Annotated in this window: 22 protein-coding genes; 16 read left to right on the top strand and 6 right to left on the bottom strand. The window is 59.0% G+C overall.

Going from position 1 to position 24937, the window contains the following annotated elements; translation table 11 throughout:
* The first annotated feature begins 8 nt into the window (after positions 1–8).
* Positions 9–1361, top strand: a complete 1353-nt coding sequence (locus ACR0DJ_RS11745) for an aminotransferase class III-fold pyridoxal phosphate-dependent enzyme (RefSeq protein WP_480685056.1) — start codon at positions 9–11, stop codon at positions 1359–1361.
* Positions 1362–1394: 33 nt separating this feature from the next.
* Here the strand turns inward: ACR0DJ_RS11745 and hpaR are convergent, their stop codons facing one another.
* Positions 1395–1835 (bottom strand): homoprotocatechuate degradation operon regulator HpaR, encoded by a 441-nt coding sequence (gene hpaR, locus ACR0DJ_RS11740; RefSeq protein WP_224856382.1) that lies wholly within the window; start codon positions 1833–1835, stop codon positions 1395–1397.
* A gap of 105 nt (positions 1836–1940) precedes the next feature.
* Here hpaR and ACR0DJ_RS11735 point away from each other — a divergent pair, with 105 nt between their 5' ends.
* From ACR0DJ_RS11735 to ACR0DJ_RS11705, 7 genes are read left to right on the top strand one after another with little or no spacing between them, the layout of a single operon-like run.
* Complete coding sequence (locus ACR0DJ_RS11735) at positions 1941–2339, top strand: 5-carboxymethyl-2-hydroxymuconate Delta-isomerase (protein WP_425079204.1); 399 nt, start codon at positions 1941–1943, stop codon at positions 2337–2339.
* A gap of 3 nt (positions 2340–2342) precedes the next feature.
* A complete protein-coding gene (hpaE, locus tag ACR0DJ_RS11730; protein ID WP_480685055.1) occupies positions 2343–3851 on the top strand; it encodes a 5-carboxymethyl-2-hydroxymuconate semialdehyde dehydrogenase in 1509 nt (502 codons plus the stop codon).
* 54 nt (positions 3852–3905) lie between these two features.
* Positions 3906–4748: a 3,4-dihydroxyphenylacetate 2,3-dioxygenase gene (gene hpaD / locus ACR0DJ_RS11725; RefSeq protein ID WP_480685054.1), complete on the top strand. Its 843-nt coding sequence runs from the start codon at positions 3906–3908 to the stop codon at positions 4746–4748.
* Positions 4749–4806: 58 nt separating this feature from the next.
* Entirely contained in the window at positions 4807–6204 is a 1398-nt protein-coding gene (locus ACR0DJ_RS11720; RefSeq protein WP_480685053.1) for a pyridoxal phosphate-dependent decarboxylase family protein, read from the top strand.
* Entirely contained in the window at positions 6201–7055 is an 855-nt protein-coding gene (locus tag ACR0DJ_RS11715; RefSeq protein WP_480685052.1) for a fumarylacetoacetate hydrolase family protein, read from the top strand. The genes ACR0DJ_RS11720 and ACR0DJ_RS11715 overlap by 4 nt, the downstream gene beginning before the upstream one ends.
* Complete coding sequence (gene hpaH, locus ACR0DJ_RS11710; RefSeq protein ID WP_480685051.1) at positions 7052–7852, top strand: 2-oxo-hept-4-ene-1,7-dioate hydratase; 801 nt, start codon at positions 7052–7054, stop codon at positions 7850–7852. Before ACR0DJ_RS11715 ends, hpaH begins: the two co-directional genes overlap by 4 nt.
* Before the next feature lie 11 nt (positions 7853–7863).
* Entirely contained in the window at positions 7864–8919 is a 1056-nt protein-coding gene (locus ACR0DJ_RS11705) for an aldolase/citrate lyase family protein (RefSeq protein WP_480685050.1), read from the top strand.
* Positions 8920–9018: 99 nt separating this feature from the next.
* On the opposite strand, the gene ACR0DJ_RS11700 is transcribed toward ACR0DJ_RS11705, so the two are convergent.
* From ACR0DJ_RS11700 to paaG, 4 genes are read right to left on the bottom strand one after another with little or no spacing between them, the layout of a single operon-like run.
* Positions 9019–9615 carry a TetR/AcrR family transcriptional regulator gene (locus tag ACR0DJ_RS11700; RefSeq protein ID WP_480685049.1) on the bottom strand — a complete coding sequence of 199 codons (597 nt, stop codon included), beginning with the start codon at positions 9613–9615 and terminating at the stop codon, positions 9019–9021.
* Between the two features lie 3 nt (positions 9616–9618).
* Complete coding sequence (paaK, locus tag ACR0DJ_RS11695; protein WP_480685048.1) at positions 9619–10929, bottom strand: phenylacetate--CoA ligase PaaK; 1311 nt, start codon at positions 10927–10929, stop codon at positions 9619–9621.
* A gap of 24 nt (positions 10930–10953) precedes the next feature.
* Complete coding sequence (gene paaI / locus ACR0DJ_RS11690; RefSeq protein ID WP_480685237.1) at positions 10954–11379, bottom strand: hydroxyphenylacetyl-CoA thioesterase PaaI; 426 nt, start codon at positions 11377–11379, stop codon at positions 10954–10956.
* A 2-nt stretch (positions 11380–11381) separates the two neighbouring features.
* The gene (gene paaG, locus ACR0DJ_RS11685; protein ID WP_480685046.1) at positions 11382–12167 is read right to left on the bottom strand and encodes a 2-(1,2-epoxy-1,2-dihydrophenyl)acetyl-CoA isomerase PaaG; all 786 of its coding nucleotides are present in this window, start codon (positions 12165–12167) and stop codon (positions 11382–11384) included.
* Between the two features lie 121 nt (positions 12168–12288).
* On the opposite strand from paaG, the gene ACR0DJ_RS11680 reads away from it, so the two are divergent.
* From ACR0DJ_RS11680 to paaZ, 6 genes are all read left to right on the top strand, one after another.
* Positions 12289–14304 carry an FAD-dependent oxidoreductase gene (locus ACR0DJ_RS11680; RefSeq protein ID WP_480686262.1) on the top strand — a complete coding sequence of 672 codons (2016 nt, stop codon included), beginning with the start codon at positions 12289–12291 and terminating at the stop codon, positions 14302–14304.
* Between the two features lie 70 nt (positions 14305–14374).
* Positions 14375–15394 carry a TRAP transporter substrate-binding protein gene (locus ACR0DJ_RS11675; protein ID WP_480685044.1) on the top strand — a complete coding sequence of 340 codons (1020 nt, stop codon included), beginning with the start codon at positions 14375–14377 and terminating at the stop codon, positions 15392–15394.
* A 57-nt stretch (positions 15395–15451) separates the two neighbouring features.
* Positions 15452–15955: a TRAP transporter small permease gene (locus ACR0DJ_RS11670; RefSeq protein ID WP_170345182.1), complete on the top strand. Its 504-nt coding sequence runs from the start codon at positions 15452–15454 to the stop codon at positions 15953–15955.
* Complete coding sequence (locus tag ACR0DJ_RS11665; protein ID WP_425079215.1) at positions 15955–17307, top strand: TRAP transporter large permease; 1353 nt, start codon at positions 15955–15957, stop codon at positions 17305–17307. The genes ACR0DJ_RS11670 and ACR0DJ_RS11665 overlap by 1 nt, the downstream gene beginning before the upstream one ends.
* Positions 17307–18494, top strand: a complete 1188-nt coding sequence (locus ACR0DJ_RS11660) for a cytochrome P450 (RefSeq protein WP_480685042.1) — start codon at positions 17307–17309, stop codon at positions 18492–18494. Before ACR0DJ_RS11665 ends, ACR0DJ_RS11660 begins: the two co-directional genes overlap by 1 nt.
* A gap of 119 nt (positions 18495–18613) precedes the next feature.
* On the top strand, positions 18614–20644 hold the full coding sequence (gene paaZ, locus ACR0DJ_RS11655) for a phenylacetic acid degradation bifunctional protein PaaZ (protein WP_480685041.1): 2031 nt from the start codon (positions 18614–18616) through the stop codon (positions 20642–20644).
* Positions 20645–20772: 128 nt separating this feature from the next.
* On the opposite strand, the gene ACR0DJ_RS11650 is transcribed toward paaZ, so the two are convergent.
* Entirely contained in the window at positions 20773–21225 is a 453-nt protein-coding gene (locus ACR0DJ_RS11650) for an Lrp/AsnC family transcriptional regulator (RefSeq protein WP_480685040.1), read from the bottom strand.
* A 115-nt stretch (positions 21226–21340) separates the two neighbouring features.
* On the opposite strand from ACR0DJ_RS11650, the gene ACR0DJ_RS11645 reads away from it, so the two are divergent.
* Positions 21341–22540, top strand: coding sequence for a methionine gamma-lyase (locus ACR0DJ_RS11645; RefSeq protein ID WP_480685039.1), 1200 nt, complete (start codon positions 21341–21343; stop codon positions 22538–22540).
* Between the two features lie 14 nt (positions 22541–22554).
* Positions 22555–24936 (top strand): 1-deoxy-D-xylulose-5-phosphate synthase N-terminal domain-containing protein, encoded by a 2382-nt coding sequence (locus ACR0DJ_RS11640; RefSeq protein ID WP_480685038.1) that lies wholly within the window; start codon positions 22555–22557, stop codon positions 24934–24936.
* The last annotated feature ends 1 nt before the right edge of the window (position 24937 follow it).

Raw genomic sequence — 24937 nt, 5'->3', positions numbered from 1 at the left:
CCCGCGACATGAAAGACTCCAACTTTCTGAAGGAAAACAACGCCCGGTTCTTCTGGCACCCGATGGCGCATCCCGCCGACAGCCGGAAGAACCCGCCGACCATTCTCAGCGGTGGTGAGGGGGTCAACATCACTGATGTCGATGGTCACACGGCGCTGGACGCCGTAGGGGGGTTGTGGAACGTCAATCTGGGCTATTCCTGTGAACCGGTGAAACAGGCCATAGCGGATCAGCTGAACGCGCTGCCCTATTACTCGACCTTTCGCGGCACCAGCAACGACAAGGCGATCGAGCTGTCCTATGAGCTGGCCCAGTTCTTCGAGGCCGACGGGCTGACCCGTTCATTCTTTACGTCGGGGGGGTCGGATTCGGTCGAAATAGCTCTGAAACTTGCGCGTCAATATCACAAGGTCCGGGGTGAAGCAGGGCGCACCAAGTTCATCAGCCTGAAGCAGGGTTATCACGGCACCCATTTTGCTGCCGCCTCTGTCAACGGCAACCAGAAATTCCGCGCGGTGTATGAGCCGATGATGCCCGGCTGTTTCCACGTGCCCGCACCGTGGACTTATCGCAACCCGTTTGACGAAACCGACCCCGAGCGTCTGGCGCAGCTTTGCGTCAAGGCGCTTGAGGCCGAGATCGCTTTTCAGGGTGCAAACACTGTTGCCGCCTTCATCATGGAGCCGGTGCTGGGGGCCGGGGGTGTGATCCCGCCACACAAGAGCTTCATGCCCATGGTGCGCGAGGTCTGTTCCAGGCACGGCATCCTGCTGATCTCGGACGAGATCATCACCGCTTTTGGTCGCACCGGCAGCGAGAGCGGTGCGCGGCACTGGGGCGTCCAGCCGGATATCATGACGACGGCCAAGGCGATCACCAACGGGTATTTCCCTTTTGGCGCGGCCATGATTTCCGGTGCGGTCGCAGAGGTTTTTGAAAGTGACACCACGGGTCTGGCATCCGTCGATCAGGGGTATACCTATTCCGGCCATCCGGTCGGGGCGGCCGCAGCTTTGGCCGCCCTGTCCGAGATCAACCGCCTGCGGATCTGGGAAAATGCTGCCGCGCGCGGGGACGAGTTGTTTGCCGGCTTGCAAAAGCTGACCGACAAGCATGACGCGATCGGGGACGTGCGGGGCGGCGAGGGGCTGATGTGTGCATTGGAACTGGTTTCGGACCGGGCGACCAAGGCGCCTGTCGCAAAACACCTGCCGCTTCAGGTTCAGAAAGCCGCATACGAAGATGGCGTGATGGTGCGTGTGTCTGGCAACAACATCATTCTGTCGCCGCCGCTGATCGTCACTTCGGAAGATGTGGCAAAAATTCTGTCGGCGCTGGATACCGGTCTTGCCACTTTGTAGGCGGCCAACCGACCCCGTCGGAACCTGGCGGGGTCAGACTTTGATGGCTTGCAGCTCCTCGAGCAGGTCCAGCAGCTGATCCAGTTTCTCCTTGCCCATCTGCGCTTCGATATTGCTGGAGATGGCGAGTGATGTAGCCAGGTTTTCCCTGAGGATGGTGCGGCCTGCTTCGGTGATCTTGACCATGGTGCGGCGCTTGTCGTCGCTGTCCTGACGGCGGGTGATCTGGCCGTCGGCCTCCATCGTGCGCAAAATGCGGGTCACGCTGGGCAGCAGCAGGCATGCCTCGTGCGCGATGGTGCTTTGCTCCACTTCGCCCAGCTCGTCCAGAACACGCAGGATGCGCCATTTCTGCTCGGTCAGTTGGATCCCTTGCAGCATGTCCCGGATCGGAGCCATGACGGTTTCGCGGGCACGCAGCAACGCGATCGGAAGGGACCGGGCGGTGCTTTTGGAATGGCTTTGAGTGTTCATGCGGCCTTCTAGAACGCCGTTCCGGGAATTGCAAAGATTAACAAAGCAATCTCTTGACAGGGGGCGCATTAAAAACTAAACATGTTAACTAATAAAGGAGAGATCATGCCTCACTTCCACGTCGAATATTCCGGAAATCTGGAAGAAACGATCGACATGGGTGGCCTGTGCGAGTGCATTCGGGCAACGGCGGCCGGGATCGAGACCTTTCCGATGCCGGGCATTCGTGTGCGGGCGACGCGGGTCGATCATTACGCCATAGCGGACGGCAACCCGGCGCATGGATTCATTGATATCTCGATCCGCCTGCGGGCGGGCCGATCCGCGGATGTCAAAGAAGATGCGACACAGCGCATATTCGAGGCGGTCAAAACATATCTGGCGCCGGCTTTTTCACGGCATTCCATCGCGCTCTCGCTTGAGATGCGTGACATCGACCCCAAGCTGTCGCCCAAGGCCGGTACGATCCGCGACCACCTGTCGGCGACCACGCAGGAGACCTGACGCATGAGCGCACTGGACACAAACATCGAAAAGCTGAACGGCTTTCTGGACCGGTTCCGGGAAACGGGCATCCGCAATCGTATCGCGGGTGAAGACCGGGACGGATCTGCCGGGGTGTTTCAGTCGGTCTCGCCCGTCGATAAATCCGTGATCTGTGATGTTGCCCATGGCACGGCTGATGACGTCGACGCGGCGGCCCAGGCCGCCGACGCAGCCTTTGCCGAATGGCGAGACATGCCCGCCACCCAACGCCGTCGCATCTTGTTGAATGTGGCTGATGCTATTGAAGCGCGCGCCGAGGAAATTGCACTGTGCGAGTGCTGGGACACGGGGCAGACCCTGCGTTTCATGTCAAAGGCAGCTTTGCGCGGGGCAGAGAACTTCCGGTATTTCGCGGATCAGGTGATACAGGCGCGGGATGGGCAGCACCTGAAGTCTCCGACGCTGATGAATGTGACGACCCGTGTGCCAATTGGCCCGGTCGGCGTGATCACCCCGTGGAACACGCCGTTCATGCTGTCGACCTGGAAGATCGCGCCGGCCCTTGCTGCGGGTTGCACGGTGGTTCACAAACCCGCCGAGGATTCCCCTCTGACGGCCCGCCTTCTGGTGGAAATCGCCGAACAGGCAGGGTTGCCCGAAGGTGTGCTGAACACGGTCAACGGATTTGGCCCCGACGCTGGCAAGGCTTTGTGCGAGCATGCGCTGATCAAGGCCATTGCCTTTGTGGGCGAAAGCCGTACCGGCAGTCTGATCGTCAAGCAAGGCGCAGACACCCATAAGCGCAACCATCTGGAACTGGGTGGAAAAAACCCGGTTGTCGTGTTTGATGATGCGGATCTGGACCGCGCGTTGGATGCCGTGATCTTCATGATCTATTCGATCAATGGCGAGCGCTGCACCTCGTCTTCGCGGCTTTTGGTGCAGGACACGATCAAGGAAGACTTCGAAGCCAGACTGATTGAACGCGTCAACAACATCAAGGTAGGTCACCCCTTGGACCCCGAGACCGAGATCGGGCCGTTGGTGACCGAAGAACATTACAACAAGGTCACGAGTTATTTCGACATTGCCAAGGAAGATGGCGCAACTGTCGCCGCTGGTGGCGTCAAGGTGGGGGATGTGGGCTATTTCGTCCGGCCGACCCTGTTCACCAATGCCACCAACCAGATGCGCATCGCCCGGGAAGAGATTTTTGGCCCTGTCCTGACCTCTATCCCGTTCTCGACCGAGGATGAGGCGCTGGAGATCGCCAACGACACGCCCTATGGCCTGACCGGTTATGTCTGGACCAATGATCTGACCCGCGCGCTTCGGTTTACAGACAGGCTGGAGGCTGGAATGATCTGGGTGAATTCCGAGAACGTGCGTCACTTGCCAACGCCGTTCGGTGGGGTCAAGGCGTCCGGCATCGGCCGGGATGGCGGCGACTGGAGCTTTGAATTCTATATGGAACAGAAACACATCGGCTTTGCCACCGGTCAGCACAAGATCATGCAGTTGGGTAAGTAGATCCCATAGGCCGACCCCGGCTGGGGCAAGCCCATTTCACGAGGAGGAATTGCCATGGGAAAGATAGTACAGGCCGCAAAGATTACGCATGTGCCCAGCATCTGGATGTCCCACACGATGCCAAAATACAAGGGCATCCGGCAATCCGCCATTGATGGGTATGCACGCCTGCGTCAGGACGCGATTGACCGCGGGGTCAAGACGTTCATCGTGTTCGACACCCATTGGATCACCAATCAAGGGTTTCACCTGAACACGAAGGAACATCACAAGGGCCGGTTCATAAGTCACGAACTGCCGCATATGTTGGCGGATATGGAATTCGACTATCGCGGCGATCATGAACTTGGGGAAACCATCCTTGACGTTCTGCGCGAGCGGGGAGAGCGGGCGCTGGGCCATTCGCACCCCGACATGGGCATGGAATACGGCACCCTGCTGCCGATGCATTTCATCAACGACGGTGTGAATGCCCGGGTATTGCCGGTGGCAGTCAATCAATTCTCGTCGATTGCGGAAAACCGGGCCTGGGGCGAGGCCATTGCCGAAGGCATCCGACGTTCGGACCGCAATGTATCCATTCTGGCGTCCGGCTCGCTCAGCCACGACTTCACACCGAATGAACGCTCGGTCGACGGGCTGAACGCCGTGAACGGCGAGTTCAACCGCCAGATGGACATGCGCGTTCTGGAGCTGTGGCAGCAGGGCCGATTTGAAGAGTTTCTTGAGATGCTGCCGGACTATGCAAAGAAATGCACTGGCGAATGCGCCATGAATGACACTGCCTTGCTGTTTGGTGCATTGGGTTGGGGAAGTTACAAGGGCGAGATTGACATCTATACCCCGTATTTCGGCAGCTCTGGCACCGGTCAGGCAAATGTCAGCTTTTCGGTGTGAAGCACGCAACGGAACAAAAGGATTTGGCGGTGATCCCGTCACAAAGGAAAATCAGTAGATGAACTGGGACACGTTTTCGTATTGGGGTCAGCACATCTCGAAATGGGCGGCGGATTATCACAAGACACTTGCTGAACGTCCTGTGCGGGCGCAGACCGCGCCGGGGGAAATCGTGGCCCAGCTTGTGCCGGTGCCACCCGAGACAGGAGAGCCGATGGACGCCATCATGGCCGATTTCGAACGGATCGTGATGCCGGGCATCACCCATTGGCAGCATCCACGCTTTTTTGCCTATTTCCCGGCCAATGCCGCGCCCCCGTCCATGTTGGCCGAGATGCTTGTGACGACAATCGCGGCCCAATGCATGTTGTGGCAGACCTCGCCTGCCGCGACCGAGGTCGAGGGCGTCATGGTCGACTGGCTGCGGCAGGCTCTTGGATTGCCCGAGGGCATGACCGGCGTCATTCAGGACAGCGCCTCTTCAGCGACTTTATCAGCGGTGCTGACCATGCGGGAACGGGCCACCGGCTTTACCGGCAACCGTGAAGGCCTGAACGCCAAGGGGGCATTGCGGATCTATTGTTCGGACCAGGTGCATTCGTCGATCGACCGGGCCTGCTGGGTTGCCGGGATCGGTCAGGACAATCTGGTCAAGTTGCCCACGCAGGGGCCGAATTTCGGGATTGTTCCCTCGGCGCTCGAGGCCGCCATTCAGAATGACATTGCCGCCGGGCATATTCCGGCCGGGATCGTTGCCATTACCGGCGGCACAGGAGTGGGGGCCTGCGACGACCTTATGGCCGTGGCTGACATTGCGCAAAAACACGACCTCTACACCCATCTCGACGCCGCCTGGGCAGGATCGGCCATGATCTGCCCGGAATTTCGCAAGGCTTTGTGGCAGGGGGCCGGTCGCTATGACAGCATTGTCTTCAACCCGCATAAATGGATGGGCGCGCAATTCGATTGTGCCATCCAGTTCTTGCGAGACGCCACGCCCCAGCTCGATACGCTGAAAATCGAACCGGAATACCTCAAGACGACTGGAGCGGAAGTGACGAATTACTCTGAGTGGACCATCCCTCTGGGCCGCAGGTTCCGGGCGTTGAAAATCTGGTTCCTGTTGCGGTCATACGGGTTGGAGGGATTGCGCGTACGCATCCGCAACCATGTGGCATGGGCCGGCGAACTGGCGGAAAAGATTGGTGCGATCGAGGGGTTCGAGATCACAACCGGCCCAATCCTCAGCCTGTTTTCCTTCCGCTGTCCCGGGGACGATGCACAGCAGCAGCGTCTGGTGGACGCGCTGAATGACGATGGCCGGATTTACCTGACGCAGGGCATGTTCGACGGCCGCAAGATTATCCGCTTTCAGGTCGGGCAGTTCGATACCACCCGCGACGACGTGTTGATGGCTGCGGACGTGATCCGGGACGTGTGGGAGGCCATGAAATGAAGTTTGCAACTTTCGTTTCGGACGAAGAACGTTTCTTCGGGGCAATCACCGACGGTGGTGCAATTGCTTTGAATCCGGAATTCCCCGAACACGCCAGCCTCTACGAGGTGATCGCGGCCGGTGCATTTGATCAACTGGCGGAAGCCGCCGAGGGCAAACCGGTCACCCATTCCGAGTTTACCTATGACATGGTGATGCCGGATGCCCGACGTATCCTTTGTGTCGGGGTGAACTTTCCCGACCGGAACGCGGAATACAAGGATGGCAGCGCGCAGCCGAAATACATGTCTCTGTTCCCGCGTTTCGCCAGTGGATTTACCGGCCATGACCGGCCTTTGATCCGCCCGCCGGAAAACCACACGCTGGATTACGAAGGCGAAGTGGCCATCGTGATTGGCAAGGCTGGCCGCCGCATTCCGCAGCAGGACGCGTATGATCACATCGCCGCGCTGACGCTGTGCAATGAAGGAACCATTCGCGACTGGGTTCGGCACGCCAAGTTCAATGTCACCCAAGGCAAGAACTGGGACCGCTCGGGGGCCATCGGCCCGTGGCTGGTTCCCTTCACGGATGCGGCCCAGTTGGATGACGCTCGTATTCAGACACATGTGAATGGCGAGCTGCGGCAGGATGATACGCTGAACCGCATGATGTTCCCGATCCGGCGCGAGATTGAATATATCTCGACTTTCATGACGCTTCAGCCCGGCGATATCATTGTGACCGGTACACCGACCGGGGCGGGCGCGCGGTTCGATCCGCCAAAGTACCTGGTGCCGGGCGACGTGGTCGAAGTTTCCGTCGAAGGTATCGGGACCCTGCGCAATACCATCGAGGACGAGCAAGCATGACGCCCGAAGATCACGCGCGCGCCGCTGCGGATCTGTTGCAGGCTGAAAGCTCTCGCGAACAGATCGGATTGCTGACCCTGCGCCATCCCGAGATGGGCATGGATGATGCCTATGAAGTACAGAACGCCATCTGTCGCCTGAAACTGGCCGAAGGGCGCAAGGTGATTGGGTGGAAGATCGGACTGACTTCGAAGGCCATGCAATACGCGTTGAACATCGACATTCCCGACAGTGGAATTCTGTTCGACGACATGGTGTTTGAACACGGAGCCACCGTTCCGGCCGGGCGATTCATTCAGCCCCGGATCGAGGCCGAAATTGCCTTTGTCATGAAGTCTGCCATTGGCGGGGAAAACGTGTCCCGCGCAGATATCATCGCGGCGACGGAATGCGTCGCGCCGTCCATCGAGATTCTGGATACCCGGATTGAACGCGTGGATCCCGAAACCGGCAAGGCGCGCACGGTCTTTGACACGATCAGTGACAATGCCGCCAATGCCGGTATCGTTTTGGGCAACGACCGCCACAGGGTGGATGCCTTTGATCTGCGCTGGATCGGGGCACTCACCTTCCGCAATGGCGAGATCGAGGAAACCGGTCTGGGCGCGGGGGTGCTGAACGATCCGGTCGAAAGCGTCGTCTGGCTGGCGCGTCGCATGGCGCAATACGGCCAGAGCATCGAACCCGGACAGGTCATTCTATCCGGCAGCTTTATCCGCCCGGTCGAATGCCCCTCGGGAACGGAAATCCAAGCGGATTTCGGGCCGTTCGGCTCGGTCGATATCAGTTTCGCCTGAAAGGAACGCCAATGCCCGCGCCAAGCAATACGTTCAAGGCCGCGCTGAAGTCGGGAACCCCTTTGATCGGGTGCTGGGTCGGCTTGGCCAATGCCTACACCGCCGAGATCGCCGCAACGGCGCAGTTTGACTGGCTGCTGGTCGACGGAGAGCATGCACCAAACGATCTGCGCTCGATCCTCGAGCAGGTGAGGGTGATTGAAGGATCTGGCAGTACCCCCGTCGCACGCCTGCCGATTGGCGAAACCTGGATGATCAAGCAATATCTCGATGCCGGTGTGCAGAACATACTGGTGCCGATGGTGGAAAGCGGCGATCAGGCGCGCGAACTGGTGCGGGCCGTGCAGTATCCGCCTCGTGGCGTTCGGGGCGTAGGTTCCGCTTTGGCGCGGGCCTCGCGTTTTGCGGCTATCCCGGATTATCTGAAAACGGCGGACGAGCAGATCTGTCTTTTGGTGCAGGTCGAAAACAGGCTTGGGCTGGAGGCGCTGGACGATATTCTGGCGACCGAAGTCGATGGGGTTTTCGTCGGCCCGTCGGATTTGGCCGCAGATATGGGCCATATCGGCGATGCCGGGCATCCGGACGTGATCGAGGCCGTGCTTGATGCGATCCAGCGCATCGTTGCGGCAGGCAAGCCGGCAGGGATACTGTCGCTGGACCCGGTCATGCAGCGAAAATGCCTGGATCTGGGGGCAACATTCGTGGCCACGGACATCGATGTGACCCTGTTCGCCAAGGCAATCCGGGCCGCTGCCGCTGATGGGCTCAGCCTGCTGCCCGATCAGGTGGCTTCGGGAAACGCGCAGACAAGCGCGGCATCGAAATACCTGCAACAGCTTTGCAAACACTGGTCCCACAAGGCGCAGGTAACATTCGATGACACGCGGGGCAGCGTGAGCTTTCCGGACGGGAACCGCGTCACCCTTTCGGCAAGCGACACCAGCCTGACCGTAACCGCCGCCACCCGGGCGCGCGGTGATCTGGCCCGATGGCAACAGGTCATCGAGGCTCATCTGGCGCGTTTTGCGTTTCGGGAAGAGTTCCGCATTGATTGGTCAGGATGAGGAAAACGCGTTGCGGCCCTGAAGATGGCTCTGTGGCAGCGGGACAAAGGCAGGCATACCTGCGTTGGATTTCGAACGGTTTTGCCCGAAAGGCCTCAGCTAGAGCTTGTGGATACCATGGACGGTCAGAGTGCTGACCAGATCAGCATAGTCTTCGCGGGCCCTGGGCCCTGCTCCGCTGTTCCACATGTAATACCAGTTCAGCATCCCAAAAACTGACATCGTGGCGCCGCGCAGCTTGTCCTTGTCATCGTTGAAGGCTGTCGGGGCCAGCTCTTTCAGGATGTCGCGCACAAAATTCACCAATTCCAGCTGATACCCGCGCAGAAGTCTCTGCTGTTCCTCGGTCAATGCGCTCATGCCGCTGATCTGCACCCGGTGTTCGTCATCTGCGCCTTGGTAGGCAAACAGGATTTCGCGTACCGCTTTCCGCAGCTTCTGTTCAGACGTGAGACCGTTCAGATCCACATTGCAGATACGGTCGCGCAGCTCGCGCAGGTAGGTTTCAAGGATGTCATACAAGATGGCATCCTTGCTGTCGTAATAGTGGTAGATGTTTGCCTTGGAAATCCCGCACTCTTTTGCCAACAGGGTCATCGAGGCGCGATCGAACCCTTGGTCGGCGAACACTTTGGCTGCCGTCTTCAGGATCTGCTTCCGCTTCTGGTCGTGATCTTTGGCGATTGTACGGGCCACGGTTTATTCCTTATCGCGATTGTCGACGACGCGCTTCGCCTTGCCCTGAGAGCGTTCGACGTCGCCGGGGTCACCTACAACAATTTCCGTTGAGACGCCAACGACGTCCTTGATCCGCTTGGTCAGCATCCGTGCCGCGGCTGTCTTGGACAGTTCGTCGGTGGAATCCGGGGACGATTCAACAAAAACCCGCATGGCGTCCATGCGGCCGGATTTGTACAGCTCGATCTGATAATAAGGGGCAAGGCCCCCCGTCGCCATGACCTGTTCTTCGATCTGGCTGGGAAAGACGTTGACGCCGCGCAGGATCATCATGTCGTCGCTGCGACCGGTGATCTTGGCCATCCGGCGCATGGACCGTGCAGTCCCCGGCAGCAGGCAGGTCAGGTCGCGGGTGCGATAGCGGATCATCGGCAACCCTTCCTTGGTCAGGGTCGTGAACACCAACTCGCCGGTTTCGCCATCGGGCAGGACCTCTCCGGTTGCGGGATCAATGATTTCAGGCAGGAAGTGATCTTCCCAGATCACCGGGCCGTCCTTTGTTTCAACGCATTCATTGGCCACCCCGGGCCCCATGATTTCGGACAGGCCGTAGATGTCGACCGCGTGCATATCAAACGCTTCTTCGACTTCGGCGCGCATGGCGTCAGTCCAGGGCTCAGCGCCGAACACGCCAACCTTCAGCGAGCTTTCACGCGGGTCGAGCCCGGCCTTGTGGAACTGTTCAAGGATATTGAGCATATAGGACGGCGTCACCATGATCCCGTCGGGCCGGAAGTCGTTGATCAGGTTGACTTGCTTTTCGGTCTGCCCGCCGGACATTGGGACGACGGTCGCGCCAAGCCGCTCGATCCCGTAATGTGCGCCAAGACCGCCGGTGAACAACCCGTAACCATAGGCATTGTGCACCATGTCTCCCTTGCGCAACCCCGATGCGCGCAGGGACCTTGCGCCCAGATCCGCCCAATTGTCGATGTCGTTTTTCGTATAGCCCACCACCGTCGGCTTGCCCGTCGTACCGGACGAGGCGTGCAGACGAATGATCTGGCTGCGGGGAACGGCGAACAGGCCGAACGGATAGTTGTCACGCAGATCATTTTTGCACGTGAACGGAAACTTCGCCAGATCCGAGAGCTGCTGAAGATCGTCAGGATGCACACCGGATTCGTCAAACCGTTGCTTGTACATCGGAACGTTCTCATAGGCGTGGCGAACGGACCATTTGAGGCGTTCAAGCTGCGTCGCACGGATTTCGTCGATCGAGGCGATCTCGATCGGGTCCAGATCCGCTTTGTTTGGGGAAAGGTCTTCCATCGCGTCACTCCTCCAGTCGCGAAGCTATTCCTGAAAATTCTGCCCGCCGACCGCGCGGGACATTCCGCGAAACTCGGCGATCAGGGTGTTGTCTTGATTGGTGACGCGGACGTCATAGATGCCACTGCGGCCGGTGACCGCAACCTCTGTCGCGGTTGCGGTCAGAAGGTCCCCCTTTTTTCCGGGCGCGAGATAGCTCATCATCGTATGCTGGCCGACGGTTGACACGTTGCGACTGTTGCAGGCGAAGGCAAAGGCGCTGTCGGCCAGGGCATGAGTGACGCCCCCGTGGCAAATGCCGTGCCCGTTGCAGTGATGGTCCCCGACTGTCAGGGTCAGGACTGCACGGCCTTCGTCGACGTCGACCAGATCCATCCCGAACCATTTGCTGGCTTGGTCATTCGCCCACATCGCTTCAGCGGATCTCGTGGCACGTTCCTTGGGTGTCATCATCAGCGTCCCTGGAAATTCGGTGCCCGCTTTTCAAGAAAACTGGATACGCCTTCGGCGTAATCCGCGCTTTCCCCGCAGGTCTTCATTGCGTCCGCTTCGATCTCGAGCTGATCCGAGAGGGACGTGGTGGCAGCAGTTTGAATGCACTGTTTGGTCAGCCCGAGCCCGAGGGTGGGGCCGTTTGCCAATTGCGCGGCAAGAGCGCGCGCTTCGGTCATCAATTGATCGTCGGCCACGGCCTTCCAGATCAGCCCCCAATCTTCGGCTTGTTTGGCCGGAAGGGGTTGGGCTGTCAGGGCCAGCCCCTTGGCGCGCGCCTCGCCCAACAGGCGCGGCAAGTGCCAGCTGCCGCCCGTGTCGGGAATCAGGCCCACCTTGGAAAAGCTCTGAATGAATTTCGCACGTTCCGCGGCCAGAACCATATCACAGGCCAGCGCCAGATTTGCACCTGCCCCGGCGGCTACTCCGTTCACGGCGCAGATCACCGGGATATTCATCGACCGGATCAAACGGACAAGAGGGGCATAGAACGTGCGTACCGTCTTGCTTAAATCCGGTGGGCCATCCATCTTCGACGGGTCGCGATCACCGAGGTCCTGACCGGCACAAAAGCCACGCCCGGCACCGGTCAGCAATATCGCGCGAGCCCCGTCGTCGCGCGCGGCTTTCAGCGCATTCTGTAGCGCCAGGTGCATTTCTTCGTTGAACGAGTTCAGCTTGTCCGGGCGGTTCAGGGTGATTTCGACCCAGTTCCCGTTGTCTTGTACAAGAATCGTATCGCTCATGACTGTCTCATCTGGTCTCGTTTCAACTTAATCATTGCATTAACCGAACGGTTGGTCAATATATAAACCCGAACCGAATCTGAACCGATCAAAGGGATTGCAAATGTCGCAGTCGTCGCTGGTGAGCGTTGAATTTAAAGGCGACGTGGCGTGGGTCACAATTGACAACCCGCCGGTAAACGCGACGTCGACAGGTGTTCGGCAAGGGCTGTCTGACGCGGTTGATGCGGTCAAGGGCGCGCGCGTGGCGGTGCTGTGTTGTGCTGGAAAGACCTTTGTTGCGGGCGGCGACATGTCCGAATTCGATGCACCGCCGGTCGAGCCACATTTGCCTGACGTGGTTCAGAAAATCGAAGACAGCGAGGTTCCGTTCATAGCCTGCATGCATGGCAACGTGCTGGGTGGCGGGTTCGAGATCGCCATGGCCTGTGCGTGGCGGATCGCAGCGCCGGGAACGGGTTTTGGCCTGCCGGAAGTCAATGTTGGCTTGATCCCCGGGGCAGGGGGCACTCAACGATTGCCGCGTCTGGTCGGGATGCAGGCTGCAATTGACATGGCCTGTTCGGGCAAAATTCTCAGGGCAGAGACACTGGCCGAGCTTGGCGGTGTCGACCTTGTCGCCGAAGACCCCAAGGCTGCTGTTCTGGACTTGGTAACGGATCTGCCCGAACGCCCAATACCTGTCAGCCAGCGTGCTGTGGCGGAATTTGCGCCGGATCTGTTGGAGGCGAGCCGCCAGGCTTTGAAGAAACGCGCCAGGGGGCAGAAATCGCCGCTGGAAAACCTGACGGCGCTTGGTTGGTCGGTTGAGCCATTTGCCACCGCACAACCGAAAGAGCGCGCGCGCCATCTGGAGTTGCGCCAGAGCCCGGAAAGCCGCGCTTTGCGTTACGCGTTTTTTGCTGAACGTACCGTGTCCAAACCTTCGTTGATCAAAGACGTGGCCGCCCGAGACATAACACGGATCGCCGTTGTCGGAGGGGGATTGATGGGGGCGGGGATCGCAACTGCGGCCCTGAACGGCGGGCTGTCCGTGACGTTGATCGAGCGTGACGCGGACGCCGCGGCCGCAGCACACAATCGGGTCGAGGGTCTGCTGCAAGGCGCAGTCACCAGGGGCAAGATGTCCGAGGCGCAGCTTCGGGATCGCCTTGCCGCGTTTCGTGCGGTGAACAGCTATGCTGACGCTGCGGATGCTGAACTGGCGATCGAGGCTGTTTTTGAAGACCTGTCCGTCAAGCAGCAGGTCTTTGACGAGCTGGCCAGGCATATGAACAGCGACGCGATTTTGGCCACCAATACGTCCTATCTGGATCCGCGCGAGATTTTCGCGGGCATCGGCAATCAGGCCCGATGCATCGGGTTGCATTTCTTTAGTCCGGCACATGTCATGAAGCTGCTCGAGGTCGTGCGTACTCCGCAAACGTCTCCCGAGGTTGTCGCAACCGGCTTCGCGCTTGGCAAAAAGCTTCGCAAGGTTTCGGTGCTGTCGGGTATCTGCGATGGGTTCATTGGCAACCGCATGTTGGCAGCCTATCGGCGCGCGGCCGATTATCTGCTGGCAGATGGGGCGCTTCCCTATCAAGTGGACCATGCAATGCGGGCGTTCGGGATGCCCATGGGGCCTTATGAGCTTCAGGACCTGACCGGTCTTCAAATTGCCTGGGCGAACCGCAAACGCAATGCAGCAAACCGCGACCCGAACGAACGCTATGTCACCATCGCAGACCAGCTGTGTGAGATGGAGCGTTTCGGCCAGCGTACCGGCAAAGGGTGGTATCGCTACGAAGAAGGCAGTCGCGCCCCGGTTCGGGATTCCGAAGTTGAGGCATTGATCGAAGCCTATTCTGACCAGCAGGGCATCACCCGGCGGGCTTTTTCGGACGAGGATATCTCTTCAAGACTGCTGGCGGTTCTGGCCAACGAGGGCGCTTTGATCATTGAAGAAGGGATCGCGGAAAACGCAGAAGCCGTCGATATGGTTCAAATCCATGGATACGGCTTTCCCCGCTGGAGAGGAGGTCCGATGAACTATTGCAACGAAATCGGCGTCAGCCGGTGCGCCGCAAATATGCTAACCGTAGCGAAAGAAAGCCCCGGTTCGTGGCGTGTCGCGGACCGATCCGAAAACTATTAACATGTTGATGGTTACAAAAGTGACCATTAACGCATTCTCGAGTCATGTTTCACAGGGAGGAGACAAAACCATGAAGTTCACCAAGTTGAGCACTCTTTTGGCCTCGGCCGCGCTGGCCGTTTCGGGCACAGTGGCGCTGGCGGCGGATTATACGCTGACGATTTCCAGCTGGGCACCGCCGACCCACGGCATCAACGCGAAGATGTGGCCGAAATTCGTGGAAATGGTCGAAGAGGCCACCGACGGCAAAGTCACTGCTGAACTGAAGCTGGGAATTGCCCCGCCGCCGGCGCAGATGGACCTGATCATGGATGGCGCAGCCGATGCGTCGATCATCTTTCATGGATACCAGCCCGGTCGTTTCGTCACCACCAAGATGATCGAGCTGCCTGGATATGAGGGCTCGGCCGAAGCGGCCTCGGTCGCGTATTGGCGTACATACGACAAGTATCTCAAGGCGGCGGACGAACATCGCGGTGTGAAGGTGATCGCCCTGCACACCCATGGCCCGGCGCAGCTTCACTCCAGCAGCCCCGTGACCAAGCTTGACGAGGTGTCGGGCCTCAAAGTCCGTATCCCGGGTGGTGTCGGCGGAGATGTAGGCACGGCGCTGGGCGCAACTGGAATCCAGGTGCCTGCGCCGAAAGTATACGAGACACTCGCGTCGAAAGCTGCTGATGGTGTCGTCATGCCGTTTGAATCCCGCAAGGGTTTCAAGCTGACCGAAGTTGCGCAAAACGTGTATGAAGTTCCGGGTGGCCTGTATCGCGGATCATTTGCGTTCATCATGAACGAAGACACGTTTGCGGATCTTCCCGCCGATGTGCAGGCCGCTTTGGAAGAAAAGGTGTTCGGTGAACCGCTGAGCCGCGAAATCGGTAAAATCTGGGATGAGATCGACGCGATCGGCCGTGAGGCGACCGAACAGACCGAAGGCAACGCGATCAATGCAGCCTCTGCTGAAGATCTGGAAAAGTTCAATGCGATCGCTGCCGATGTGCGCACCAAGGTCATCGAAGAGGTCAATGGCACCGGTGTCGATGCGCAGGCCGCTTATGACATGATCGTAAACGAAATGGCTGCTCAGTAACGCAGCCCGGCTGGCGGGGTTGAACCGCCAGCCATCTACACCCGTTGGGGGCCAATCATGCAATCTATCGTGACCTTCGCGCGTCGCGTCAGTATCATTCCGACGGTGCTGGCCTGTGTGGCGCTGTTCATCCTGATGGTGATGACCTTTTTTGACGTCATCCTGCGCTCAGTCTTCAATGCTCCGATCGAGGCGGCAACCGAACTGACGCGGATTCTGATGGCGATCCTTGTGTTCTCGGTCCTGCCGATGATCTCGGCAGGGAAGGGGCAAATCGCGGTTGACCTGACCGATGGAATTTTTTCCCGCCTGCGGCTGAGCAGGGCGCGCGATGCGATTGTCTATCTGGTGTCCGGCATCATGCTGATCTGGCCGATTCAGCGCGTCTGGGTTCTGGCTGAACGTGCACGGGATTACGGCGACGTCACCGAATACCTGTCGATCCCTGTCTTCTATGTGGGTTGGTTCATCGCCGCCTTCACTGCGATCACGGCCGTTGCGATGTTCATCACCGGTCTTTTGTACATTTTTGCCCCCCAAACCTTGTCGGAGCACGCCTGATGACTGCCGCACTGATCGGTTTCGCCCTTGTCCTGGTTCTTGTGTTGGTACGCTTGCCCATCGTGTTTGCGATGGGCCTCGTGGGGACGCTTGGGTTCGCATATGAGCGCGGTGGCAGCATCCTGTCCGAGCGCGGACTGAAGGCCGCCATGTCAATGGTGGGGCGCCAGATTACGGACACGGCACAGGACTACGGCCTTTCGGTCGTGCCACTGTTCATCCTCATGGGCCTGTTCGTGAACAAGGGCGGGCTCGCGCGCGAATTATACGCGGTTTCAAACGCCTTTTTGGGCCACTTCCGAGGCGGTATCGCCATGGCGACGGTCGCCGCGTGCGGCGGCTTTTCGGCCATTTGCGGTTCCTCGCTGGCAACGGCTGCGACCATGTCCAAAGTCGCGATGCCGGAAATGCGCCGCTATGGGTACGCGGATGAGCTGTCAACAGCGTCGATTGCCGCCGGCGGCACGCTGGGTATCCTGATCCCACCGTCGGTCATTTTGGTGATCTACGGCCTGCTGACCGAAACATCGATCGGCAAACTTTTCGTTGCTGGCATCATCCCCGGTGTACTTGGTATCCTCTTCTATCTGTTCGCCGTGCGCTGGACTGTTTGGCGCAGGCCAGAATCCGGCCCCGCTGGTGAACGCCACGGCTGGGGCGAACGCCTGTCGGCCCTGCGCTCGGTCTGGGCCGTATTGCTGTTGTTCTTCCTGGTGATCGGCGGTTTGTACGGAGTGTTCGATTTCTATCCACTGAACCTGACCTTCAGCCCGACCGAGGCTGCCGGTATGGGTGCCATGGGCGCATTCCTGATTGCTCTGTCGCGCGGTGGGCTGACCCTTGGTTCGACCTTTGAAGTGCTGAAGGAAACCAGTTTCACCGCGGCGGCGCTGTTCTCGGTTCTGATCGGGGCGCAGATCTTCTCGAATTTCATCAACCTGGCTGGTCTGCCCGAAGCGCTGATCGCCCTGGTCACCGCATATGAGGTGGAACCCTTCGTCGTGATCCTGATGATCCTCGGGATCTACATCATTCTGGGATGCGTCTTTGAATCGCTGTCGATGCTGTTGCTGACGGTGCCGATCTTTTTCCCGTTGGTCACCTCATTGGGATATGATCCGATCTGGTTCGGCATCGTCGTCGTCGTCGTGACCGAGATCAGTTTGATCACGCCGCCCGTGGGTCTGAACGTGTTCATTCTGAAAGGCGTGGTCGGGGACGTATCGACCGGAACAATCTTCAAAGGAGTCACACCGTTCTGGGTGGCAGACATCTTCCGTCTGGCCTTGATCGTTCTGGTGCCGTGGCTGGTTCTGGTCCTTCCCGAACAAATGGGAGCGATGGGTCACTGATGTTCTCTCTGACTGCGCTTCCGGACGGGTTTCATGCGGATCCCTATCCAACCTACGCCGTGTTGCGCGAAGACACGCCCGTCTGCTGGCAGCCCGACGGGTCGGTGATCCTGTCGCGGTACGACGACCTGGACCTGGTGTACCGGGATACGGAGCGTTTCATATCGGACAAAAAGGCGGTTTTCGGCCCCAAATTCGGTATCGACAGCCCGCTTTACGAACACCATACCACCAGCCTTGTGTTCAACGATCCGCCCCTGCATACCCGCGTCCGCAAGGTCATGGTTGGCGCGATGAACCCACGGGCGCTGGCGCAGATGGAACCGGGCCTGATTCAACTTGTCGATGGGCTGCTGGACGAGATGCAGGCCAAGGGCTCGGTAGAGTTGATCGAGGATTTCGCCGGGGCCATCCCGATCGAGATCATCGGCAACCTGCTTGGCATTCCCCGATCAGAGCGCGGGCCTTTGCGGGATTGGTCTCTGGCCATACTGGGCGCATTGGAGCCTCAGTTGACGCCCGAGCAGGAAGAGTGGGGCAAACGTTCGGTTTCTGATTTCAAGGACTATCTTCGGCATGTCATCGAAGATCGCCGGGCCAACCCCGGAGATCCTGCGACGGATGTCTTGACGCGGTTGATGCAGGATGACACCGATGGTGGCCTGACCGAGGTCGAGCTGTACCAGAACTGCATCTTCATCCTGAATGCGGGGCACGAGACCACCACCAACCTGATCGGCAACGCGTTGGAACTGTTGGAACGGCACCGCGACAAACGGGCCGAACTGCTGGCCAATCCGGATCTGATCAACACGGCAGTGGACGAGTTTCTGCGGCTGGAAAGCCCAAATCAGTTTGGCAATCGTCTGACCACCGAAGATGTGAAGTTCCATGGTCAGACCATTCCGGCAGGTACAGACGTTCACCTGTGCATCGGCGCGGCGAATCGCGATCTGCGGCAGTTTGAACAACCTGATGAGGTTGTATTGGATCGACGTCCCAACAAGCATCATGCGTTTGCCGGAGGCCCCCACACCTGCGTTGGCCTGACGCTGGCGCGTATGGAGGGTCGCGTGGCCGTCGGACGGTTTCTGGCGCGATTCCCGACCTATCGCATCACCGACGGTGCTGAACGGGGCGGACGCATTCGGTTTCGGGGTTTCGCGCGACTGCCAGCGCAAGTCTGAGATGTACGGTTCGGGTTGCCAATTCGCCAATTTATTGACCGACCGTACGGTTTATATTATGGTTTCGTGAGACGGGCATACGGCTGCGCGAAGATCACACAACAGATGAGGAGACGCTCATGACAATCCAACAGATTTCCAGCTTCGCGGCCGGTGAATGGGTTTCGCCCGGTGCGGGTGCCCGCAATATTGCAAGCGCGGTCACCGGCGAGGTAATCGCCTCGGCCGGCAATAGCGCGTTGGATGTGCAGGGGATGTTGGACTATGCGCGCAATGTCGGTGGGCCGGCGCTGCGGAAGATGACGTTTCATGAGCGGGCCAAGATGCTCAAGGCGTTGTCCATTCATTTGGGTCAGCACAAACAGGCAATGTATGACCTGTCTTTCAGCACGGGTGCCACCCAGTCCGACCACTTGATCGACATTGACGGCGGCATCGGCACGATGTTCGTCTTCGCTTCGAAGGGTCGGCGCGAGATGCCGGACGGACATGTCTACCTGGACGGTGAGGTCGAGCAGCTGTCCCGCAACGGCACCTTCCTGGGGCAGCACATCTGCACCCCGTTGCACGGTGTGGCGGTTCACATCAATGCGTTCAACTTTCCTGTCTGGGGGATGCTGGAAAAGCTGGCTCCAACCCTTCTGGCGGGCGTTCCGGCCATCGTAAAGCCGGCAACGAACTCGTGCTACGTCACCGAACTATGCGTCCGGCTGATGCTTGACTCCGGCATTTTGCCTGCGGGCGCGTTGCAGCTGGTTTCGGGTGGTCTGGGTGATATGCTGGACCGTCTGACCATGCAGGACGTGGTCAGTTTCACCGGATCTGCTGACACGGCGTCAAAACTGCGTTCCAACCCGGTGATCCTGGAGAATTCAGTTCGTTTCGTGGCCGAGCAGGACAGTCTGAACTGCTCGATACTGGGCCCTGATGCCGAGCCCGGAACGCCGGAATTCGACCTTTTCGTCAAGGAAGTCCAGCGCGAGATGACCACGAAAGCTGGGCAGAAATGTACCGCAATCCGCCGGATCATGGCCCCAGAGCCTCTGGTGCAGGCGGTGATCGAAGCCCTGTCCGCGAGGCTGGCCAAAACGGTCATCGGTGACCCACGGCTGGAAACCACACGCATGGGCGCGCTGGTTTCGAACGGTCAGAAACGCGATGTTCTGGAAAAGGCGGCAATCATCGGGCAGGAAGCTGAACGCGTTTTCGGCAACCCTGACGATTTTGTGGTTAATGGGGCGGATGCCGAGAAAGGCGCGTTCCTGCCGCCGATGTTGTACCATTGTGCCAATCCGGATGCGGCCCGGCGTGTCCACGACACCGAGGCTTTTGGCCCTGTCAGCACGGTGATGGGCTATCGCGATCTCGACCATGCGATCGAACTGGCAAATCGCGGACAGGGGTCGCTGGTGGCATCGGTCATAACCCGTGACGCCGATGTGGCACGGCACGTTGCCCTGGGGGCAGGAGCGTATCATGGGCGCCTGTACTTCAACAATCGCGACTCGATGAAGGAATCCACCGGCCACGGCTCTCCGCTGCCGCATATGGTTCACGGCGGACCGGGACGCGCTGGTGGCGGCGAAGAGATGGGCGGCGTGCGTGGCGTCAAGCATTACATGCAGAGAACAGCCATTCAGGGGTCGCCTGATCTGCTGACCGCAATCGGGAACACATGGGTTCCCGGCGCGACCGAGGTCGAAGGGCCGGCCCATCCGTTCACGCGTCGGTTCCACGACCTGGCGATTGGCGAGACCATCCACACGGCGCCCCGTACAATCACGATGGAAGACATCGAACACTTTGCCAATTTCACCGGCGATACGTTCTACGCGCATATGGATCAGGCAGCGGCGGAACGGAACCCGTTCTTCCCGGGCCGTGTGGCCCATGGGTACCTGCTTTTGTCATTTGCAGCCGGATTGTTTGTTGAACCCAACGAAGGCCCGGTTCTGGCAAACACGGGTCTTGACGGGTTGCGATTCATGAAGCCTGTCGAGGCGGGTGACACCATCAAGGTGCGGTTGACGGTCAAGGCCAAGACCAAGCGGAACGAAGAATACGGCGAAGTCCGCTGGCATGTCACCCTGACCCAGCAGGATGATGAAATGGTTGCGGAATACGAGCTGTTGACGATGGTCGCCTACTAGGCTTGGTGCCTATTGAACTCGGCAGGTCAGCGTGTTCACAGGTCGAAAAACGATCTGTGAACCCTGATCCCAGCGCCCGTTGAACATGCACCTCAACCTGAGTTCGCAGATTGGCCGGGCGCGTTCCATCAGGGCGGAAAAACTGCGGTCTTCTTTACCGTTCCATAAACAAAGCTTGTGTCGATCGATGCAATCCCACCGATCGGGTGAATTCTGTTTCGAATGAACTCCTCATATGACTCGAGATCCGATACCAGCACCCGCAACTGGTAGTCCATCGCCCCGGTCAGCACGTGGCATTCAAGAACTTCGTCGATCATCCGAACGCGTTTTTCGAAATTCTGAACGTCCGTTTCATTGTGCCGCTCCAACCGGATCCGCACAAAAACGGTAATGCCTATGCCGTATGCCGCAGCGTCCACATCTGCGCTGTAACCCTTTATGACCCCGCGCGCTTCGAGGTTCTTGACCCGGCGCAGACACGGCGACGGAGACAGGTTCACCTCGTCGGCAAGATCCTGGTTCGTCATGCGCCCGTCCTTTTGCAGCGCCCGAATGATCTGTCTGTCTTTATCGTCCATTTCAACCTCAACCTTGGCAGAATCTGCCAATATGGATCGCACTCTTGGTACTATTTGCAAGCAAAAGCCCAAAGTAAAGGCGTAAACTGGCGTCAGCTTGAAACAGGAGCTTGCAATGACTCGTTCAACCGGATTTGCCACCCGCGCCATTCACCACGCTTACAACCCTTTGGAAAATGACGGCGCCCTTACCCCACCGCTGCATTTGACGTCCACGTTTGCCTTCGAATCCGCAGAGGCTGGTGGAGAGATGTTCGCCGGTGAACGCGCAGGTCATATCTACAGCCGAATTTCGAACCCCACATGTGACCTTCTGGAACAACGCATTGCGGTGCTTGAAGGGGCCGAGGCCGGACTGGCCCTGTCCAGCGGCATGGGGGCGATAACGGCAGTGCTTTGGACTCTGCTGTCGCCAGGGGACGAAGTCATCGTGGACAAAACACTCTATGGCTGCACCTTCGCCTTCATGCGCCACGGTCTGGCGAAATGGGGGGTCACGATCACCCATGTTGACATGACGGACCCCGAGAACCTGAAAGCGGCGCTTTCTGACAAAACCCGCGTTGTCTATTTCGAAACTCCGGCCAACCCGAACATGCGCCTTGTGGACATCGCCGCCAGCGCCGAGATCGCGCATTCGGTCGGTGCAACGGTTGTCGTCGACAACACCTACGCCAGCCCCTATCTGACCCGCCCGATCGAGCACGGCGCGGATATCGTTCTGCATTCCGCCACCAAATATCTCGGCGGACATGGCGATGTGGTCGCCGGTCTGGTTGTTGGCACCGCCGAACAGATTGCTGAAATCCGCCTGGTCGGAATGAAGGATATGACCGGTGCGGTCATGGCCCCTTTCAACGCGATGCTGATCCTGCGCGGACTGAAAACACTGAACCTGCGTCTGGATCGTCACTGTGCCTCCGCCAGGGTCGTTGCAGATTTCCTCGAGGCCCATCCGGCCGTCGGCGAGGTTTATTTCCCTGGGCTTGAGAGTTTCGCCCAGCATGACGTCGCGCAGCGCCAGATGTCCCAACCCGGCGCCATGATAGCGTTTGAAGTCAAGTCCGGCCTGTCCGGTGGGATTGAATTCATGAACCGCCTCAACATGATCCAGCGCGCGGTGTCCTTGGGCGATGCCGAAACGCTGATCCAGCACCCCGCATCCATGACTCATTCGACCTATACTCCGGAGGAACGCGCCGAGCATGGGATCAGCGATGGTTTGATCCGTTTGTCCGTCGGGCTTGAGGATGTCGAAGATATCCTCGCAGACCTGGAGCAAGCTCTGCCCTATCCTGCCCGCAGCGCCGCCTGAATCCGGAGACCGCCATGCACATTGATCCCACCCAGTTGAAGATCGTTGAACAACGCCTGCTATGGTTGTCGCATTGGATGATCCACCATGCCAACCACGTCCGGCCAAAGGTGGATGGGATCAAGGTTGGTGGCCATCAGGCATCGTCTGCTTCGATGGTGTCGATCATGACGGCGCTCTATTTTTCAGCCCTGCGCCCTGAAGACCGCGTAGCAGTCAAACCCCATGCCTCGCCGGTTTTTCATGCGATGCAGTATCTCATGGGCAATCAAACGCGCGAGAAGATGGAGAATTTCCGTGGTTTTGGCGGTGTGCAGAGCTATCCCAGCCGGACCAAGGATATCGACGACGTTGATTTCTCCACCGGCTCGGTGGGATTGGGTGTCGCGATCACCTCGTTTGCCTCGATCATTCAGGATTACATCAAGGCCAAAAGCTGGGGCTCGGATGCTCCGATGGGGCGGATGGTGGCCCTTGTTGGCGACGCCGAACTGGACGAAGGCAATGTGTACGAGGCTTTGCAGGAAGGCTGGAAGAACGACCTGCGCAACACGTGGTGGATCATAGACTACAACCGGCAATCTCTGGACGGTATCGTCCGTGAAGGGCTGTTCGAACGGATCGAGAAAATCTTCGATGCGTTCGGTTGGGATGTCGTGCGCGTGAAATATGGGGTTCTGCAACGCGCGGCCTTTGAAGAACCGGGTGGCGACCGCCTGCGCGACTGGATCGATGCGTGCCCCAACCAGGACTACTCGGCGTTGACTTTCATGGGTGGTGCGAACTGGCGGCAGCGTCTCATGGACGATCTGGGGGATCAGGGGGATGTGACCGCCCTGATCGAACGGCGGACGGATGCGGAGCTGGCTGCGCTGATGGAAAACCTTGGCGGCAACTGCGTCGAGACCATGGCCCGAACATTTGCCGCCATCGATCACGATCGCCCGACCTGTTTCCTGGCCTACACCGTCAAAGGATGGGGCACCCCCATCGCAGGTCACAAGGACAATCACGGCGGGCTGATGAACAACAGCCAGTTCGCCGCGTGGCAGTCGCATATGGGCGTGCCTGAAGGCGAAGAATGGGAGCCGCTTGCGACAGTGCAGGACCAAGACGCATTCAAGGATTTTCTGGCCAAGGCACCGTTCTTTGCCAAGGGTCCGCGCCGCTATTTCGATGACAAGCTGGATGTGCCACGGATCGAGGTCGACACCAGCCGTGAAATCTCGACCCAGATGGCGTTTGGCAAGATCCTTGACGATTTGTCAAAAGGTGATGGCCCGTTGGCAGAACGCATCGTGACAACCTCTCCGGATGTCACCGGCACGACGAACCTGGGGCCTTGGGTGAACAGGCGCAAGCTGTTTGCCCGATCCACGCAAGCCGACGCCTTCATCGAACACCGTATCCCTTCGACGGCGAAATGGGAATTCACGCCGGAAGGGCAGCATATCGAGCTTGGGATCGCCGAAATGAACCTGATGCTGCTTCTGGGTGCGGCGGGTCTGTCGCATTCCCTGTTCGGCAAGCGATTGATCCCGATCGGCACCGTATATGATCCCTTTGTCAGTCGCGGCCTCGATGCGCTGAACTATGCCTGCTATCAGGATGCACGCTTCATTCTCGTTGGTACGCCGTCGGGCGTCACGCTGGCGCCTGAAGGCGGCGCGCATCAATCCGTTGGTACCCCCCTGATCGGGATGAGCCAGGACGGGCTGGCCGCCTTTGAGCCCGCCTTTGCTGATGAACTGGCGGTGATCACGGAATGGGCCTTCGACTATCTGCAACGCGACGGTGAAGGACAACCGGACGAGCGCACATGGCTGCGCGATGAAACCGGCGGTTCCGTCTATCTGCGTCTGACGACCAACCCGATTGAACAGCCGGGCAAACGCGTGGATGACGAGTTTCGCCAGGGTGCTATAGACGGCGCCTATTGGTTGCGGAAACCGGGGCCGAATTGCGAAGTTGTAATCGCCTATCAGGGCGCCGTCGCGCCCGAGGCAATCAAGGCCGCCGGTATCATCGGCGAGGGCCGTCGCGATATCGGTGTTTTGGCCGTGACGTCTGCGGATCGGCTGAATGCCGGTTGGACGGCTGCACAACGCGCGCGGTCGCGCGGCAACCCCGCCGCACTTTCCCACATCGAGACCCTGATGTCTGGCCTGCCGGCGCATTGCAATCTGGTCACCGTGATTGACGGGCATCCTGCAACATTGTCGTGGCTGGGCGCTGTACGTGGACATCAGACCATTCCGATGGGCGTCGAACATTTTGGCCAGACAGGAACGATCGGTGATCTCTATCGCCACCACTGTATCGATGCCGATGCCATCGTCGAAAAGGTGAATGGCTTGACCCGGGGCAGAGTTCTTCTTCGGGCAGCAGGGGCTTGAG

It is taken from the genome of Ruegeria sp. BF10 (genome assembly GCF_056538725.1).
Note: the sequence above shows the minus strand (reverse complement) of the source record. Positions and strands in the feature narration are given on the sequence as shown.

Coding starts and splice junctions, on each gene's coding strand:
- ACR0DJ_RS11670 (WP_170345182.1), top strand. CDS start 15,452: ATGCAATCTATCGTGACCTTCGCGCGTCGCGTCAGTATCATTCCGACG.
- paaZ (WP_480685041.1), top strand. CDS start 18,614: ATGACAATCCAACAGATTTCCAGCTTCGCGGCCGGTGAATGGGTTTCG.
- ACR0DJ_RS11745 (WP_480685056.1), top strand. CDS start 9: ATGAAAGACTCCAACTTTCTGAAGGAAAACAACGCCCGGTTCTTCTGG.
- hpaH (WP_480685051.1), top strand. CDS start 7,052: ATGACGCCCGAAGATCACGCGCGCGCCGCTGCGGATCTGTTGCAGGCT.
- hpaR (WP_224856382.1), bottom strand. CDS start 1,835: ATGAACACTCAAAGCCATTCCAAAAGCACCGCCCGGTCCCTTCCGATC.
- ACR0DJ_RS11705 (WP_480685050.1), top strand. CDS start 7,864: ATGCCCGCGCCAAGCAATACGTTCAAGGCCGCGCTGAAGTCGGGAACC.
- hpaE (WP_480685055.1), top strand. CDS start 2,343: ATGAGCGCACTGGACACAAACATCGAAAAGCTGAACGGCTTTCTGGAC.
- ACR0DJ_RS11715 (WP_480685052.1), top strand. CDS start 6,201: ATGAAGTTTGCAACTTTCGTTTCGGACGAAGAACGTTTCTTCGGGGCA.
- ACR0DJ_RS11650 (WP_480685040.1), bottom strand. CDS start 21,225: ATGGACGATAAAGACAGACAGATCATTCGGGCGCTGCAAAAGGACGGG.
- hpaD (WP_480685054.1), top strand. CDS start 3,906: ATGGGAAAGATAGTACAGGCCGCAAAGATTACGCATGTGCCCAGCATC.
- ACR0DJ_RS11665 (WP_425079215.1), top strand. CDS start 15,955: ATGACTGCCGCACTGATCGGTTTCGCCCTTGTCCTGGTTCTTGTGTTG.
- paaK (WP_480685048.1), bottom strand. CDS start 10,929: ATGGAAGACCTTTCCCCAAACAAAGCGGATCTGGACCCGATCGAGATC.
- ACR0DJ_RS11645 (WP_480685039.1), top strand. CDS start 21,341: ATGACTCGTTCAACCGGATTTGCCACCCGCGCCATTCACCACGCTTAC.
- ACR0DJ_RS11720 (WP_480685053.1), top strand. CDS start 4,807: ATGAACTGGGACACGTTTTCGTATTGGGGTCAGCACATCTCGAAATGG.
- ACR0DJ_RS11640 (WP_480685038.1), top strand. CDS start 22,555: ATGCACATTGATCCCACCCAGTTGAAGATCGTTGAACAACGCCTGCTA.
- paaI (WP_480685237.1), bottom strand. CDS start 11,379: ATGACACCCAAGGAACGTGCCACGAGATCCGCTGAAGCGATGTGGGCG.
- ACR0DJ_RS11675 (WP_480685044.1), top strand. CDS start 14,375: ATGAAGTTCACCAAGTTGAGCACTCTTTTGGCCTCGGCCGCGCTGGCC.
- paaG (WP_480685046.1), bottom strand. CDS start 12,167: ATGAGCGATACGATTCTTGTACAAGACAACGGGAACTGGGTCGAAATC.
- ACR0DJ_RS11735 (WP_425079204.1), top strand. CDS start 1,941: ATGCCTCACTTCCACGTCGAATATTCCGGAAATCTGGAAGAAACGATC.
- ACR0DJ_RS11660 (WP_480685042.1), top strand. CDS start 17,307: ATGTTCTCTCTGACTGCGCTTCCGGACGGGTTTCATGCGGATCCCTAT.